This is a genomic window from Microcoleus sp. AR_TQ3_B6 (genome assembly GCF_036702785.1).
GTDB lineage: Bacteria > Cyanobacteriota > Cyanobacteriia > Cyanobacteriales > Microcoleaceae > Microcoleus.
Genome location: NZ_JAUBVJ010000030.1, coordinates 32,976 through 49,559, shown reverse-complemented (window position 1 = coordinate 49,559; position 16,584 = coordinate 32,976). Strand labels below are relative to the sequence as shown.

The 16,584-nt window shown below is 45.7% G+C and carries 11 protein-coding genes and 1 pseudogene; 4 read left to right on the top strand and 8 right to left on the bottom strand.

What is annotated here, in order from left to right; genetic code table 11:
- Nucleotides 1–49: 49 nt before the first annotated feature.
- From ileS to QUB56_RS16350, 5 genes are all read right to left on the bottom strand, one after another.
- Nucleotides 50–3,640, bottom strand: coding sequence for an isoleucine--tRNA ligase (ileS, locus tag QUB56_RS16370; RefSeq protein ID WP_332956485.1), 3,591 nt, complete (start codon nt 3,638–3,640; stop codon nt 50–52).
- Nucleotides 3,641–3,927: 287 nt separating this feature from the next.
- Nucleotides 3,928–4,092 (bottom strand): hypothetical protein, encoded by a 165-nt coding sequence (locus tag QUB56_RS16365; RefSeq protein WP_332956484.1) that lies wholly within the window; start codon nt 4,090–4,092, stop codon nt 3,928–3,930.
- A 171-nt stretch (nt 4,093–4,263) separates the two neighbouring features.
- Nucleotides 4,264–4,674, bottom strand: a complete 411-nt coding sequence (locus tag QUB56_RS16360) for an Npun_F0494 family protein (protein ID WP_332956482.1) — start codon at nt 4,672–4,674, stop codon at nt 4,264–4,266.
- Between the two features lie 72 nt (nt 4,675–4,746).
- Nucleotides 4,747–5,457 (bottom strand): DUF4276 family protein, encoded by a 711-nt coding sequence (locus QUB56_RS16355; RefSeq protein ID WP_332956481.1) that lies wholly within the window; start codon nt 5,455–5,457, stop codon nt 4,747–4,749.
- 3 nt (nt 5,458–5,460) lie between these two features.
- The gene (locus QUB56_RS16350) at nt 5,461–6,660 is read right to left on the bottom strand and encodes an AAA family ATPase (RefSeq protein WP_332956480.1); all 1,200 of its coding nucleotides are present in this window, start codon (nt 6,658–6,660) and stop codon (nt 5,461–5,463) included.
- 153 nt (nt 6,661–6,813) lie between these two features.
- Between QUB56_RS16350 and QUB56_RS16345 the strand changes: the two genes are divergently transcribed.
- The 3 genes from QUB56_RS16345 (at nt 6,814) to QUB56_RS16335 (ending at nt 12,372) form a co-directional block, all read left to right on the top strand.
- Nucleotides 6,814–8,304, top strand: a complete 1,491-nt coding sequence (locus QUB56_RS16345) for a catalase (RefSeq protein WP_332956478.1) — start codon at nt 6,814–6,816, stop codon at nt 8,302–8,304.
- Nucleotides 8,305–8,687: 383 nt separating this feature from the next.
- Nucleotides 8,688–9,128, top strand: coding sequence for a peroxiredoxin (locus QUB56_RS16340; RefSeq protein WP_332956476.1), 441 nt, complete (start codon nt 8,688–8,690; stop codon nt 9,126–9,128).
- Between the two features lie 589 nt (nt 9,129–9,717).
- Nucleotides 9,718–12,372: a C39 family peptidase gene (locus QUB56_RS16335; RefSeq protein ID WP_332956474.1), complete on the top strand. Its 2,655-nt coding sequence runs from the start codon at nt 9,718–9,720 to the stop codon at nt 12,370–12,372.
- Between the two features lie 98 nt (nt 12,373–12,470).
- Here QUB56_RS16335 and QUB56_RS16330 read toward each other — a convergent pair whose 3' ends face one another.
- From QUB56_RS16330 to QUB56_RS16320, 3 genes are all read right to left on the bottom strand, one after another.
- Nucleotides 12,471–13,358, bottom strand: a complete 888-nt coding sequence (locus QUB56_RS16330; protein WP_332956472.1) for a PEP-CTERM sorting domain-containing protein — start codon at nt 13,356–13,358, stop codon at nt 12,471–12,473.
- Between the two features lie 529 nt (nt 13,359–13,887).
- Entirely contained in the window at nt 13,888–14,055 is a 168-nt protein-coding gene (locus QUB56_RS16325; protein WP_332956470.1) for a hypothetical protein, read from the bottom strand.
- A 164-nt stretch (nt 14,056–14,219) separates the two neighbouring features.
- Complete coding sequence (locus QUB56_RS16320; RefSeq protein ID WP_332956526.1) at nt 14,220–14,435, bottom strand: hypothetical protein; 216 nt, start codon at nt 14,433–14,435, stop codon at nt 14,220–14,222.
- 613 nt (nt 14,436–15,048) lie between these two features.
- On the opposite strand from QUB56_RS16320, the pseudogene QUB56_RS16315 reads away from it, so the two are divergent.
- A pseudogene (locus QUB56_RS16315) lies at nt 15,049–16,584 on the top strand (ferredoxin--nitrite reductase); the annotation flags it as partial.

Below are 16,584 nucleotides of genomic sequence, written 5' to 3'. Positions count from 1 at the left end.
CTGTTGACTGTTGACTGTTAGATGTAAGGTGCGCGGTACACAGCCTAGGTTAGAATTTGCCGTCTACTGCACAAACGCAGCGTTCGCAAATCAGCGGATGTTCGATCGACTCTCCGACGTGAGTCGAGTAATTCCAGCAGCGATCGCACTTTTCCCCATCTGCTTTGACTACACCAATCGCCAACTCCGGAGACTGATAAGTGTACGGCAATTCTTGCAGGACTGCATTCGATTCAACCAGTTCCACTTGCGAAGTAATGAACAAATAGCGCAGTTCGTCTACACCGTTGCCGGTCATTGTAGATTCGTGCCCTGCAGCTATTTCAGCAGGAATTTCTGGCTTGGGTTCGATCGCAATTAATTCTGCTTCCTCAATTTGGGGTGTTTCTACAAGCGCCGTTTGTACAGGGGCTGTTTGTGCGATCGCCTGTGTTTCTACAAGCACAAGCGCTGTCTCTACTGCCGGTGCGAGGACGAGGGCCCTTGTTTCTGCAGGCACGATCGCGGTTGTCTGGCCCAGCACATCTGCTATCAACAAATCAATTTGTAGTGCAATTTTTTTACGGTTGGCGGCCAACAGCAAGTGACGGAAAACAAACCAGATTGTAAATAAGATGCCGATGACTTCCAATAAGCCTCCCAACACCGGAATCTGATTAATCGTATCCAAAATCGCCAGCGTTACTCGGCCCGTTATCAACACAGAGGCTAACAGCCCAAGTGTTACCAGCGCTTTTTGGTTTTCTGTGAAAAAGTTACCCGCGTATTCAGGCAAATTAGCCACAAACTCGACGACTCGATCTAAGATTTGCTGCCCGTCTGAAGCCGACGATTCAGGGGCAGAATACTGTACGATCTGAGAAGATCGAGATCCCTTTTCTGCAACGGTTTCCGCCTCAACATAAATTGTGTTTTCTGTCAACACTGTGGCAACATTTGCCGCTTGTTCTTCCTGTCGATCTTGTGCTGCTTTTGCTTTCTCCTCTGCGGCTGAGTGTATGGCTGAATTTTGCGATCGCACATAATCCACCAATTCTTCGCTGCTGGGATTCAAAGCTTGCAATTGCTGCCTTTTCTCAACATCGGGAACATAAAGCAAAACCTTAGCTTCCAAAGAAGAACCGATCGCCTTTTCCATCCGGGCTTTTTCCAAAACCTTGTTAACTTCGGCGCGCACTTGTCGCAAATACTGCCAGCGCGCAGCCAACTCTGGATTGTGCCACGAAGCATCAACTTGCACCCAGCCGGCTTCAAATACTGACTTGTAAGGAGTCGGATAGGGAAGGTACTGCCAAATATCCTCAGCCATGTGACACAAAACAGGTGCGATCGCCCGTGCTAAATTCTCCACAGCAATTGCAATCACCGTCTGACAACTGCGGCGGCGGTGGGTATCTGTCGCGCTGATGTAAAGTCTGTCTTTAGCAATATCCAAGTAAAAATTCGACAAATCCACCGTGCATAAATTCTGCACAGTTTGGAAAAATCGGGAAAATTGGAAGCTGTCAAAAGCATCTTGAACTTCCGCAAAAACTTCACCCATTCTGTGCAGCATATAGCGGTCTAGTTCCGGCAATTCCTCGTAAGCAACGGCATCTTTTGCCGGGTCAAAGTCGTGCAAATTCCCCAGCAAAAACTTAGCTGTATTGCGAATTTTGCGGTAAACATCCGACTGCTGTTTGAGAATATTTTTCCCCAAAGGCACGTCTGCTGAGTAGTCTACCGAAGACACCCACAACCGCAAAACATCGGCTCCATATTCCTTAATTACGGCTGCCGGATCGACGACATTACCTTCAGATTTGCTTTGCTTCCGGCCTTTTTCATCTAGCACAAAACCGTGAGTCAAAACTGTTTTGTAAGGAGCAACGCCGTTAGTTGCTACACTCGTAAGCAAGCTCGATTGAAACCAGCCGCGGTGTTGGTCTGAACCTTCCAAATAGATATCAGCAGGATAGTTTAATTCCGATCGACCTCGGGCAACAGCGGCCCAGGAAGAACCCGAGTCAAACCACACATCCATCGTGTCGGTTCCCTTGCGGTAAGTGCGACCGTTATTGCGGTAAGATTCCGGCAGCAATTCATCGATCGACAATTCCCACCAAGCATCCGAACCCTTCTCGGCAAAAAGGGCTTGCACGTGGGCGATCGTGTCTTCATTTAACAGCGGTTCGTTGGTTTCTTCGTCGTAGAATACGGGAATGGGAACGCCCCAAGTCCGCTGGCGGGAGATGCACCAATCCGATCGATCGCCCACCATTGCAGTAATCCGATTTTCCCCTTGGGCGGGAATCCAATTCACATCCGCGATCGCTTTTAGGGCTTCATCTCGGAACCCTTCAACCGAGGCAAACCACTGTTCCGTCGCCCGAAAAATGGTCGGCTTTTTCGTGCGCCAATCGTAAGGATAAGAGTGAGCGTAACTTTCCTCTTTAATCAAACAATTTGCCTCAGCAAGGGCATCAATCACTGCGGCATTGCCATTGCCCAGGACATTTAAACCTGCAAACTGTCCGGCTTCTGCGGTGAAATTTCCGTTTTCATCTATGGGCGTTAAAACTGGCAAACCGCAGCGTTTTCCAACGATAAAGTCTTCTTGTCCGTGCCCCGGTGCGGTGTGCACCAATCCGGTTCCGGAATCAGCGGTAATGTAGTCACCACCGGCAACAATTGGACTTTCGCGATCGAACAGCGGGTGTTTGTAGATGCAGCCTTCTAACTCTTTGCCTTTGAAGGTGGCAAGTATTTTTAATTCAGTGTTAAAAGTTGCCGACAGCCGATCGACCGCATCGACAGCCACTAACATAAATTGTTGTGCGATGTGGGAATCTGCAGGCGGTTCCACCACCGCATAAGTCAGTTCCGGATTAACTGCGATCGCCAAGTTTGCCGGAATTGTCCAGGGAGTAGTCGTCCAAATCGCCGCCCAGAGGCTCGGCATATAGCGCTTGAGCTTCGTTTGCAGGGATTTTGACAATTTTTTCACGTGAAAGCCGACGTAGATGCTGCGCGACGTGTGGCCTTCAGGATATTCCAATTCCGCTTCGGCGAGGGCTGTTTTCGAGCTCGGGCTCCAGTGAACAGGTTTGAAGCCGCGGTAGATGTAGCCTTTGAGCACCATTTGACCGAAAACGCCGATTTGAGCCGCTTCGTATTCGGGTTTCATGGTCAAATACGGGTGTTCCCAGTCGCCCCAAACGCCGTAGCGCTGGAAGGATTCGCGCTGCTGTTCCATTGTTTGCTGGGCGAAGGCAGCGGCTTTGCGGCGGAGTTCGAGCGGCGTCAGATTGAGTCGCTCCTCGGATTTCATGTTCTGCAATACTTTAAGTTCGATCGGCAATCCGTGACAATCCCAACCGGGCACGTAGCGAACTTTTTTGCCGCGCAGTATTTGGTAGCGGTTGATAAAGTCTTTGAGGATTTTGTTAAGGGCGTGGCCGATGTGAAGTTGTCCGTTAGCGTAGGGCGGGCCGTCGTGGAGGATGAACAAGTCGCCGGGGTTATTCTCGGATAGGCGATCGTAGATTTCTCGATCGGCCCAAAATTGTTGCAATTCTGGTTCGCGCTTGGCGGCGTTGGCGCGCATATCAAACTTAGTTTTGGGCAGATTTACGGTGTCTTTGTAAGATTTAGCTTCCATTTTTGACAAACTTTTTATGTAGTTAGTTGTTAGTAGTTAGGGGTTATTTGAGAGATGATATCAAGTCCGGTTAAATAATCATAAATTAAGTTTGTAGTGAAGACCGCAAGTCCTCTCTCGTCCTTGAAGAGCTGACAACCAGATATTCTAGTATAGGCGATCGACCGCACATTAGATCGAACCAAATCCGCAGACAGCTCTCTCTTCTCGAACTCTGCGCCCTCTGCGCCCTCTGCGGTTAAATCCTTCCAGTCAAACCATAAGCGATATCGCAAATCGACCTTGGGCTATTCCGTTAGCCAACTGAACATTTCACCGACAGTGAGATTGAAGCATTCGGCAAAGGTTGGAACAGGGATGCGATCGCCCGGATCTTCAAAAACTGCTATGGTGCGATCGGGGTCTAACTCGTTTGACGGCGAGTCCGACAGGGATTGAAATCCCTGTCTCATAGCGCAAGTCCTCTGCAAGAGGACTGAGGAGGTTGATTAACGTGCAATGCGAAACTCAACATCGAGTTAAATTGACACTTGCAGTCGGTTTTAACCGACTTTCGCTATGAGACAGGGAATTCATTCCCTGTCGGAATGTCGGAATGTCGGACTCGGGGCAGTGACAACCCCTCAGAGGAACAGTCCCAACCCGCGGCTAACGGCATTTCCCAGGCGATCGCACAATGACGCCGCCGGCACTCCCTGTCCTTCCTGTTCCCATTTTTCCACGAGTTGGCGGCCTAGGGGCGTGAGGCGAAAACTGTCAGTAATGCCTTGTCCGTCTACTTCCCGCCGCAAAACGCCGACTTGGATCAGCCACAGCAGGGAGTTTTCGGCTGCGAGTTCGGATACGGGCGATCGGGTGTAGCCGCTTTCGACACCCGCCTTTGAGGCGATCGCACTTAGGAAAACACTGTTATCGCGGATGGTCTGGAAGAAGTGTAATTGAAAAGGGCTGCACCGGACCGCGCGATCGGCTCTTTTGACAGTGCGGCTGGGATAACTAATAGATTTAAACGCTTCGGATGGGATAAAAGTCATTGAGAGAACCTCTGAACAGGTTGTATATTTTTAATTGTTACCGATTATATAGTAAGTTTTGCGGTTGATTTACTAAACCAAGAAACTATCTATCTCATCAATAAACCTTTTGAGTTGCTTAACACTGTTAACCAAGTGCAAATACAAAAATTCATAATCAAGATTATTTACAATCTCTTGCGACGTTTTTTCACTTTTAGCATAATTTCTACTTACTAACCGATAAATTTTATCTAAATCTTGACTAGGACGTGCTCTTTTTTCAGTATCGATAATTCTTATATCTAAACCACATTTCTGGAGGATAAAATCACAGGTTAAACGATTATCTATTTTACTCAAATAATTCCATTCTGCTAAAAACCATGCTTCAATTTCCATGACAGCTAAAATTACAGAAATTGGCACTCCTGTTTTTTGCAAAGGTTTCAAAAATCCTCTGATTCCTGTTTCTATTTCTTCTTTTTTACCTAAAGGTATTGGGTATAAATCTCTCAGCCCTAAAATTTTTTCATAACCATTCTTGATTAAGCTCTGATGCTGTTTTCTGATATCAGAAACTACATGAGCATCATTACCACAATCATATAAAACGACAAAAAAAGGAGCATTTTTTATGGTACTTAATTTAAGTGGTTGAATTATACGATTAGCTTTAGTACCTTGAAATTTACAAGTTTCAATAGATATGTTTTTATAACCAGCAATTTCCTGAAATAACCTTTCAACAAAGAGCTGTTCTGTTTGTCCTTCAACAAAACAAGCAATTTTCTTTGGTGTCATAATTTATGCAGCCTCTTCCTCACCTTCTTTTTGTAGCAGAAACTCACTGGTGAACAAATCAAAGTTATTAAGTCCAATAAACTTAAACTCCTCAATCTTCTCGCGTGAATTATAAATATTATGTAATTTTGCCCTCCCAGGAGTTCGTTCAATCAATGACCAATATTCTATCGGAACACCATTCATAATAAACTCATCATTGGTAGTCATAATAAGTTGAACTAATCCTGTCTCAGCTTTCTCAATTATGATTTTAATTATACAAGAAGAGCGTTGATAATCTAACCCTTCTCCAATATCATCAATCACAATACAACTAGGCTTACTTGCTAGTAAAGAGTAATTGATTTGAATAAACAATGATAAAGCTCGAAACATTCCTTGTGAAATTTCGGCTTGTTCTGTAACGGAATTTAAATCTGCTTCCTGAATGTATAGAGAGTGTGGTAAGTCCTCTGAACTATCAGCAGCGGAAATATCGGAATTGATCAAAGATGGCACTTTTATTCCAAGTTTTGATAACTGATAACCAATTTTACTCATGTCAGAGATAATTGCTTCTATAAACGGCTCGCCAAATTCCTTTTCTCCCAGCACAAATATACCGACAACAGACCTAGCATCTTTGACCTTTATCTCATTTTTTGATAATTCTCGGTTTCGGGGAAAGGGAGGAACCCATATAAAATTCTTACCTAGTTCTGTTCCAAACTCATAAAATCTTAGGGAACTAGACCATTGATATAAATCCTCTAAAAAAGGATGCTGAATAGAGTCTCTACGCTTAACGACGGCGAGTTCTGTTTGGTCAGTTTGAAACCGAATATCTCGGTCAAGTTCTTTAGCAAAGATAGTACCTTTGCCTGATTCATCCCTATCTAAAAGTGGCTTATTGCTTTTACTGCCTATAATTAATTTTTCTTTAATTACAAGACCTTTCTCTATTTTCAATATATATTCTGTTTTTTCTTCCGACCGATCGATATCAAACAACAAATGCCATTCACAGCTTTTGGATTGTGGAAGAATAGACCTACTATTTGATAGTAACTCTGATAGAGTATGTATTGCCCTCAAAATTCTTGATTTACCACTAGCATTTTTACCTACAATTAAATTTGTTTGGCTTAATCGACATTCTTCGACTTGCCATTCACCAGGTAGACCTTTATTATACACATAGTCAAAAATATCTAGCTTCATAAATTTGTTACCTTTATTACAAAATTTTTATAACAATAGGATCGAACACCAATAATATAACACGCGATCGCCAATCTGAGAATTACCGCTGCAGAAACACCAGGGTCCCAGAAAGGTATAGAATACTTAGGATAGAACAATCAATTTACCACTATGACAGAAGACAAAACATTGACAACCGCTAGCGGAATTCCGGTTGTAGATAACCAGAATTCCTTGACAGCAGGTGAACGCGGGCCTATCCTCATGCAGGATTTTTACCTGATGGAAAAACTGGCTCACTTCAACCGGGAACGCATTCCTGAGCGCGTTGTCCATGCAAAAGGAGCCGCTGCATTTGGCACGTTTACTGTCACTAATGACATTACTCGCTACACCAAAGCTCAGCTATTCTCAGAAGTTGGCAAAGAAACTCAAATTCTCCTCCGTTTCTCTACCGTAGGCGGCGAACAAGGTTCAGCGGATGCCGAACGTGACCCCAGAGGTTTTTCGATCAAGTTCTACACCGAAGAAGGAAACTGGGATTTAGTAGGGAACAACACGCCTGTTTTCTTCATCCGCGATTCTATCAAATTCCCTGATTTGATTCACACCCAAAAGCGCCATCCCCAAACGCATCTCAAAGATCCCGACGCCAAGTGGGATTTCTGGTCCCTGAGTCCAGAAGCTTTGCATCAGGTGACAATTCTGTTTTCCGATCGCGGTACGCCGAAAAACCACCGCCACATGGACGGTTTTGGCAGCCATACCTTCAGCCTAATCAATGCTGGAGGAGAACGGGTTTGGTGCAAATTCCACTTCAAAACCATGCAAGGTATTGACAATTTCACCGCAGAAGAAGCGATGCGGATCAAAGGCGAAGACCCCGATCATGCCACTCGCGACTTGTTTGAGGCGATCGACCAAGGTAATTATCCCAAGTGGCGGTTTTGCATTCAAGTAATGACCGAGGCCCAGGCTGCAGAGTATCGCGAAAACCCCTTTGACTTGACAAAAGTGTGGAAGCATTCAGAGTTTCCCTTAATTGACGTGGGAATCCTGGAACTCAACCGCAATCCACAAAACTTTTTTGCTGAGGTGGAACAGGCGGCATTTTCTCCTTCTAATGTCGTTCCAGGTATTAGCTTCTCTCCAGACAAAGTGCTGCAATCTCGCATCATGTCTTATCCAGATGCTCAACGCTACCGTCTCGGTGCAAACTATCAGCAACTGCCCGTCAACCAACCAAAGTGTCCCGTGATGCACTATCAACGGGATGGCGCAATGGCACCGGGCAATAACGGTGGTAGCGGGCCCAACTACGAACCCAACAGCCACGAAGATGCCCCGAAGCAAAACTCGACCTATGCTGAGCCAGCTTGGGACTTAGGAAATGTCAAAGTCGATCGCTACGATCGCCGTAAGGGAAATGACGATTACACCCAAGCAGGAGACCTCTATCGCTTGATGAAACCCGACGCACAGCAGCGGCTTGTCGCTAACATTGTGGAAAGTTTGAGTGCAGCAAAACCGGAAATTCAGATGCGCCAACTCTGCCATTTTTTCCGCGCCGATCCGAATTACGGCAGCCAAGTCGCAGAAGGTTTAGGAATTGCGATCGATCCGTCTATGATGCCCCCTGCTACTCAACCGGTTGGTGTGTAGAACCCGCGAACATTCAATTAGATATCTGCTTTTTAGCAGATGTCTATTCTCACATCTTGGACTATTTTCGCTGAACAGGCAAGATGCCTGTTCCACACAGAGGAGATTTTCTTGTGGAACAGGCATCTTGCCTGTTCAAACAAGGATTATTGACAATGGTGCAAGATCTCAGTATTGAAACTATGCGTGTAATTAAGCATTCCTACCTCGCGTCTTAGGTACAAGTTAAATGCAGTACAGCTTAACGTCATAGAGTTGGGGGCGATTAAGAGCCCGATAGCTTCGCTTCACGCGATTTTTAGCAAAGGTCTCTTGGAAAAGCACACAACCAAGTAAAATAACTTGAGGAACTGCAATAAAAACCAAACAAGAGAAACCAAACTATGACCTTACCAATTGGCTGTGCCGCTCCTCAATTTACCGCCAAAGACACCCACGGCAACACCGTCTCCCTGTCCGACTTCACCGGTAAAACCGTAATCTTGTATTTCTACCCAAAAGATGACACCCCCGGCTGCACAAGACAAGCCCAAAGCTTCAAAGCAGCCCATGAAGAATACAAGGGCAAAGATATAGTAGTTCTCGGTGTCAGCCGAGACAACGAGGAATCGCACAAAAAGTTCACAGAAAAATACGGTTTGCCTTTCCAGCTATTAGCAGATGTTGATGGCAAGATTACCAAAGCTTACGATGTCGAGAAAGGCGATTATGCCAAGCGCGTTACTTTCGTCATCGACGGTACCGGCAAAATTATTCAGGTTTATGAAGGAGAAAATCTGAAAGTTGACTCTCACGCTCAAGATATTCTTGTCACCATAGTTTAGTCGAAGTTTAGGCGATCGCACTAACATTTCTGGACGCACCAAACGGCTAAAAATTCGGTTTCTTCCTAGATGCCTCCTTGCTATACAATCCTAAATGATTATGCTCGTTACCAGGCTCTTCCTGGTAACGCATATCCGGAGGCTCTGCCTCCATAGTCTGGGGCGAGGCAGAGCCTCGCTTACATCGGTTCCCAGGCAGAGCCTGGAAGTTATTGAAACTGATGCGAGGATTGCTATATAGGCAATATTCTCGTAGAAACCGGGTTTTTTTCCTAAGTCCTTCCTCAAGCAAGTGAGGGGTCAAGGGTATGGGGGAAACCACCTAGTCGAACTAAATTCCTGCCCGCAAAACTTGCACCACAGATCCGCTCAACCAGCCATATATTCGGTTAAGGTGGTTATAGTGCGCCTAAAGTTAGATTGGTGCCGCAAATCCCGCCAATAATTAAAAATTTATGGTGTAAAAGGCATTAACCGTCCCTAGACTGAATCTAGGGGCTATTTTCTCCGGGTTCTGGTCATTGTGTTTGATAAAATCAGAAGTTATCCTTGCTTTAGCTGAATAATTAAGTAGGTAGGGCGATATATAATGACAACCAACAACATTATTTTGAGTTACTTAGGTCCACAAGAAATTGAGGCTAATCGAGCCGCTGTCTTAGTGGGCAGTTTTGACAAAAATGTAGTGGCAGCAATTTCAGCAGCAGAAGGCTCAAATGCCCTGAATGTGACGAGAAATCCCGCGACAGGCATTTGGAACATCAGTTTAGAAAAAGGCTTCGATAGCGCCGGAGCTCGCACAGTACAGGTGAGAGCAACTGATAAGACTGGCAAAGTTATCGGCCAACAAACAATTAACATCAAAGTTAATCCTGCTTCTAAGTCACCAGCTCAAATTTTCACGTTAATTACTCTCAGAGATACCGCATTCAAAGCCGGAACACTGCCCACGAGCAATCTTAACGACCTCCAAAAAGCGCAAATACCAGCAGGTAAAACTTATCAAATTAGGGACTACGAGTTAGAAGACGGACACCTGAATGTTCAACTAAATAATCCAATTACTCCGGTAGGAACCTCTGGCTTTTTTTACGAAAAACACGTACTTGTAACCAAAGGCGCAAAAATTCTCATATTCGATCGCGCCCAGTTGCCGGCATCGCCACCTGGAATGCAGTTACTATGGGCGATCAAAAAGACTTGGTTAAAGCTCAACCCCGGAGATTCTGCGACTTTAGGACAAACTCAGAAATTACAATTTAACCAGGGAGAAACTTTCAATATTCTCGGCTACGCTTGCGTGGAAAACCATTTCCGAATTACATTCGATCGGGCAGTTCCTAACTTAGGAAATTCGGGATTTCTCTACTCGCAGCACGTCCAAATTTTGCGAGACGGGAGGGGAATTGAGTTTGATAGAAATGCAGTTACGATGACTGCAATCAAAATGACTGTGTTGAAAAAGCGACCGGTAAATGCGGCTAGCCTGCAACCCCAAGAAAAAATTACTTTGCCTGCGGGAATGATTTATGGAATTGCCGGATTCTCGATCGAACAAAGCCACATTAAAGTCTCCCTTACCGAGAATTTGCCGCAATTTGGCAATACGGGTTTCATTTATCCCGATTTTGTGCAATTCAGTCGCGGTGGCAAATCTTTCAATCCCGCTGTTAATTTAACTTATCAAGGGCCGACAGAAGTTTTAGTAAATGTGCCGATCGTCCTTCGGGGTAGTTTCGATCGGCAAGAAGCAGCAAAAGTTGAGGTGATAGCGGAGGATAAATTTCCGCTAAGCGTCACGCTAAACCAACAAGCCAGCACTTGGCAAGTTAATTTGGCTAAAGGATTTAGCGTAGCAGGCTCTCGGTGGCTCAGGTTGCGGGCTACTGACAGCAAAGGCAACGTTACTGGCAGCCAAATAATTTACATTACTGTAAGTTCCGATCCGCTGACTGTCGGAAAAGGTTTGACCTTAAAGATTGTTTCTGACACTTTGTTTAAGGCAGCTCCGCTTGATTCTTCCCGGCTCGACAATCAGCAAAAAGTTCTTGTCAAAGCAGGCCAGACTTTGGCGGTTAGCAAGTACGGATTTATTGACGGACACCTCAAGGTGGTTGTGGATTCAGCAATTTCGCCGATCGGCACTTTTGGCTATTTTTACGAACCCGACGTTCAGCTTGCCAAAGGTGATAAAATCCTAAAATTTGACCTGGCCGACGTACCGAATAGCAACGTCAGCGCTCAACTTTTGGTAACTCAAACAACTCAAATTAAAGGTCAACCAGAAGATTCATCTAAACTGCCTGCAAATCAAGTGGCTAACCTACTTTTAGGCACTACCTATGCCATTACTGGTTATGCCTGCATTTTGGGGCATTTCCGAGTAACTCTCGCCGAATCTATTCGCGGTTTCGGCAATATCGGATTTATTTATTGGCAGGACGTTAAAATAAAAAAAGACGGCAAAGAAGTTCCCTTTGACCCCGGTGCTTTGACGATGACAATGCTACAAGCAACTGTGTTTAAAAAACGGCCTGTAGATGCTGCCAGCCTGAAAGATACCGAAAAAACTACGCTGCCTTTAGGTCGAGTTTACGGCGTGGAAAGCTACGGTTTGGAAGGAGATCACCTGAAAGTTGCCCTGACTGAAGAACTGCCGAATTTGGGCAATACAGGTTATGTTTTTCCTAGTTTTGTTCAGTTCAAGCGGGGAGATAAAATTTTCGATCCGGCGCCGAACAATGTGGAATTGAACGTGCCGTATTTTTCGCAGCGGGACAATCCGCGTTTTGACTGGTCTACTTGCAACGTAACTGCGATCGCGATGGTGCTTTATTATTACGGCCTTCGTTCTAAGTGGGGCGGACAGTTGGAGGATGAGTTGTTGCAGTGGTGTTTCGACTATGCCGGTCAGGGTTCTCAAACCGATCACAATGTGCTTTCGGCGCTGATTCAGGCTTACGGGTTTAAGACGAGTTTTAGTACGACTCGCAAGTGGGCCGATGTGCGATCGGAATTGCTGAATCGCCGACCAGTAGTTTTAGCGGGAGATTTTACTGCATCCGGTCACATTATCACTTTAATTGGCTACAATTCTCAGGGTTATATCGTGCAAGATCCTTGGGGAGATGCACTCACAGGTTACAGCGATACTGAGGGGAGAAAGTTGATGTATCCCTACAGTTACGTGAATCAAGTTGCTGGGCCAGATGGGAATGTTTGGGCGCATTTCATCTCTCGATAATCTACTTTACGGCGGGCAAGTAGTTTGAGGCACTACGGCTATTCCTCAGGTGCGCATTCCAGCTATTCGTAAGGTACTCGGTGCGCACCCTGGCTCACTTAGGCAATCTTGCGCTTAATTTTGCGTTTCGCTGCCCCAATACCTAAAAAGCTCAATCCTACTAAGGTACCAAACCAAGTAGAAGGTTCCGGTACAGCCTCAAACGATCCTTGAATGGCGATACCATCGTTAGCGCACTCGGCAAAAAAGTTAGCAATATAGTTCCCCGAAGGCATTGAGGATTTATTGAAACTGAATCCGATTGTTTGAGAACCTACTGCATTAAACTGAGCGAAATTAAGACCGAGGGCGCTCAAAGTTGCTGGCGTTAAAAAATTGATTTCTCCAACTTTTGTACCCGTAGCTATTGAGTTGAGAACAGTGTTGTTTCCTGTTTGTTGAAAATAGGGGTCTGTGGCAGCTAAATCGCCCAGTGAGGGGGTTCTGCCTTGAGATGCAACTAGCGTATTGTATTGATTTAAATTGCTAAAGCCCAAGTTAGTTGGGGTAACGCTTTGAGCGGTAACATTAGTGTATACCCCTGTTGTCGCTACGCCAGAGTCATTTCCGGCGGCAAAGCGGATACCAAACAAGCTGCCGTTTGCGTTAGCTGTATTGAAGTTTTGACCGGAAAAATTGAAGAACAAATCGCCGTAGTTGACGTTGCCTCTTTCAGCGCCGATGCTTGCATATCCTGCTAAACTTAGATTGGAGTTGATGGCGATGAAAGCTGTATCTGATGTTTCTTTGATGGCTATGCCGTAAAATTCAAAATCGCCGCCGCCGACTTGGCCCCCTGTCACGCCGTCGTTGAAGGAATCGATCGCATAATTCCAGCCGTTAGATAGGGTTGCTGCTGTAGCTTTTGGTTGCTGCAGTGCGAAAATGGCACAGAAAATAGCCACGGAGTAAGTCCAGTGGAGGCTGTTTTTACTAATGGAGTTCATAAAATTCTCCCTGGGAATGAGTGTTAAAGTCTCAAGTCTGCTCGATCGACTGTTTGTAGTTTTCAGTAAAGCATACGTTGACCCAGAATTTATTAAAATTTCCTAAAGATTTGGTGGGGCAATTGGATCGTATCAACTAAATAGCTTAAAAAAACCAACCCATGCCATTAGCTAAATACAGTCATGGATCCAGGCACACTATATCGTGGGCCTGGATCCATGACTTGAGGTGCAAATAAAGCGACTACTGGGTTGGGGCGGTTGAGAGCAGCCATAAACTGCCTGCTAGTCCAGATCTAGGCTTTACCCTTCTCTACAACATATTATTGTTTTTTTATGCCGATCGACTTAATTGATTTCTCATAAATTATCAAGGAATATTGACAATTGGGGGCGTGATGTTGTAGATGCCGATGCCTGATTCTGTTAATATTTCTATTTTTTGATTAATAATAAGTTGCATAACTTGTCTGTCATCTGCAGCCCTGTTCAATAATTATAATTACGTTTGTGGTGATGACTTCCTTCATCAAACTCCTAAAAAGCCGATCGCCCACAATTTTACTAATTTTACCCTCAGCGATCGACGCAACAGGCTTTTAATCGATCGACAAACTGTGGCACTTTTTCTGTAACTGCCGCACAAAGCGAGAATTGGAGAATCAAAAAAATTTCTGACGGCGATTCGCGATCGCACGTTTTTAGAACACTCAAGAAACTTATTGCCCTACATCCGGTGCAGGCATCGTGGGTTCCTTCTAACTCGGGCGGTGGTTTCTGCACTTGAAGCGCTGCATAAATCCATCAAATTTCAAAAATAGTTGCTCGCAACTATTGAACATTGCCCTTTTTGAAATCCTGTTACCATATCGCCGAAAGTTCGTTGACTATCTTGACTCTTCCCTTGAGCACAGAGCGCAGCAGGCGGTTGATCGAAAGTTTGTATTCATCCTCGAGAGACTCGTCTAAAACAGCAGCCATCAAACCATAGCGATCGGCTAAAGTCAAACAACCCGTATCAGTAACAGAGGCAAGCATTTCGGAAATAGCACCGGGGAGAAGTTGAACTAAAAACATGAGATGTTCCCTTAATTCGATACTTAATATCATGTCTCGTTCTCCAAAAATCAAAAGTGACGCGAGCATAGCAGAGAACGTGATCTTTAGAGGCAAATTGTGTGACAGCCACCACTCTAATTGTGTGACGAGCTGCGTTTTAAGTCTGCGATCGTAGCCACAACATGATTTTATATCTTCCACATTGACCCTCTTCCATCCCAAATCTAAAGATTTAAAGAGATTTTTCCGCTCTGTGGGCTTCTTTACCCATTACCCATGTATAAAACGCATCAGACTTATGCGAAAATTTCATAAAGCTCAATATTTTGTAACAATAACTACTAATATTTACAGTGCTGCGCTTTACATTAGCTCATAACTAAGGTGCATCGAAACGGAGCGATCTACCGAACTGTCGGTAGCAACTATTACCATAAATAGTTTTGCGACGTTCGAGGCAGCGCCCAGTCAAACTCAAATGTACAGAAGACGAACCATGCTAAAAACAAATTCGATATAGTAACTAAATATACAGTTTTAAATCCATACACTCACTAAGGTTAGCAGGAAAGACACACTTTATGCTCCAAGTCAAGACCTCCCAGAACAAGCCAGCAGCGAGGGTAAACCGATGACCCAAACAGTAGAACCCAAAGCTCAAGCGAGCCTGAACAAGTTTGAAAAACTCAAAGCCGAAAAAGATGGCTTAGCATTAAAAGGTGAACTCGACCACTTCGCCGAAATTGGCTGGGAAGCAATGGACGAAACAGATCGGGATCACCGCCTCAAATGGCTGGGCATCTTCTTTCGGCCAGTAACTCCCGGCAAGTTCATGATGCGGATGCGTCTGGCCAACGGCATCATCACCAGCACTCAAACCCGAACGCTAGCAGAAATCGTCCAACGCTACGGCGACGACGGCAGCGCCGACATCACCACCAGACAAAACCTGCAACTGCGCGGAATTCGCATCGAAGACGTGCCGGACATTTTCCGCCGCCTCAAAGAAGCTGGCCTGACCAGCGTCCAGTCTGGGATGGACAACGTGCGCAACATCACCGGTTCCCCAGTGGCAGGGCTCGACGCCGACGAACTGATTGATACGCGGGAACTGGCGAACCAAGTCCAAGACATGATTACCAACAGCGGCGAAGGCAACCCGGCGTTTTCCAATTTGCCGAGAAAGTTTAATATTGCGATCGCAGGCTGCCGCGACAACTCAGTCCACGCAGAAATCAACGACATCGCCTTCGTACCCGCTTACAAAGACGGCAACATCGGCTTTAACGTTTTAGTCGGCGGTTTCTTCTCCGCCAAACGCTGCGAAGCTGCAATTCCTCTCAATGCCTGGGCAAGTCCCAGCGACGTTGTAGATTTGTGCAAAGCAATTTTAACTGTGTTTCGTGATCGAGGCCCGAGAGCAAACCGCCAAAAATCGCGGCTGATGTGGCTGATTGACGAACTCGGAATCGAACAATTCCGATCTGCCGTCGAAGAAGAATTTGGTCGCACTTTGCCCGCCGCCGCCCTCAAAGATGAAATCATCTGGGACAAACGCGACCACATCGGCATCTACCCCCAAAAACAATCAGGACTCAACTATGTAGGGCTCCACGTTCCCGTCGGACGGCTGCAGGCATCGGATTTGTTCGATTTGGCCAGAATCGCCGAGGTTTACGGTAGCGGCGAACTCAGGCTCACCGTCGAAGAAAACGTCATTATTCCTAACGTTCCCGACTCGCGGATTGAATCGCTAGTCAAAGAACCGCTGTTGCAGCGTTTTTCCATCGAGCCCGCACCCCTGATGCGAGCCTTGGTTTCCTGCACCGGCGCCAAGTTTTGCAACTTCGCCCTCATTGAAACCAAAAGCCGCGCCGTGGCCATGATTGAGGAACTCGATGTCGAACTTTCAGTTCCCAAACCGGTCAGAATTCACTGGACGGGTTGCCCCAATTCCTGCGGTCAACCCCAAGTAGCAGACATCGGTTTGATGGGAACAAAAGTTCGCAAGAACGGCAAAACCCTCGAAGGTGTAGACATTTACATGGGAGGCACAGTTGGCAAAGACGCTCATTTGGGTGCTTGCGTCCAAAAAGGCATCCCTTGCGAAGACCTCAAACCGGTGCTGCATCAACTGTTAGTCGAGCAGTTTGGGGCAGTTCCCAAA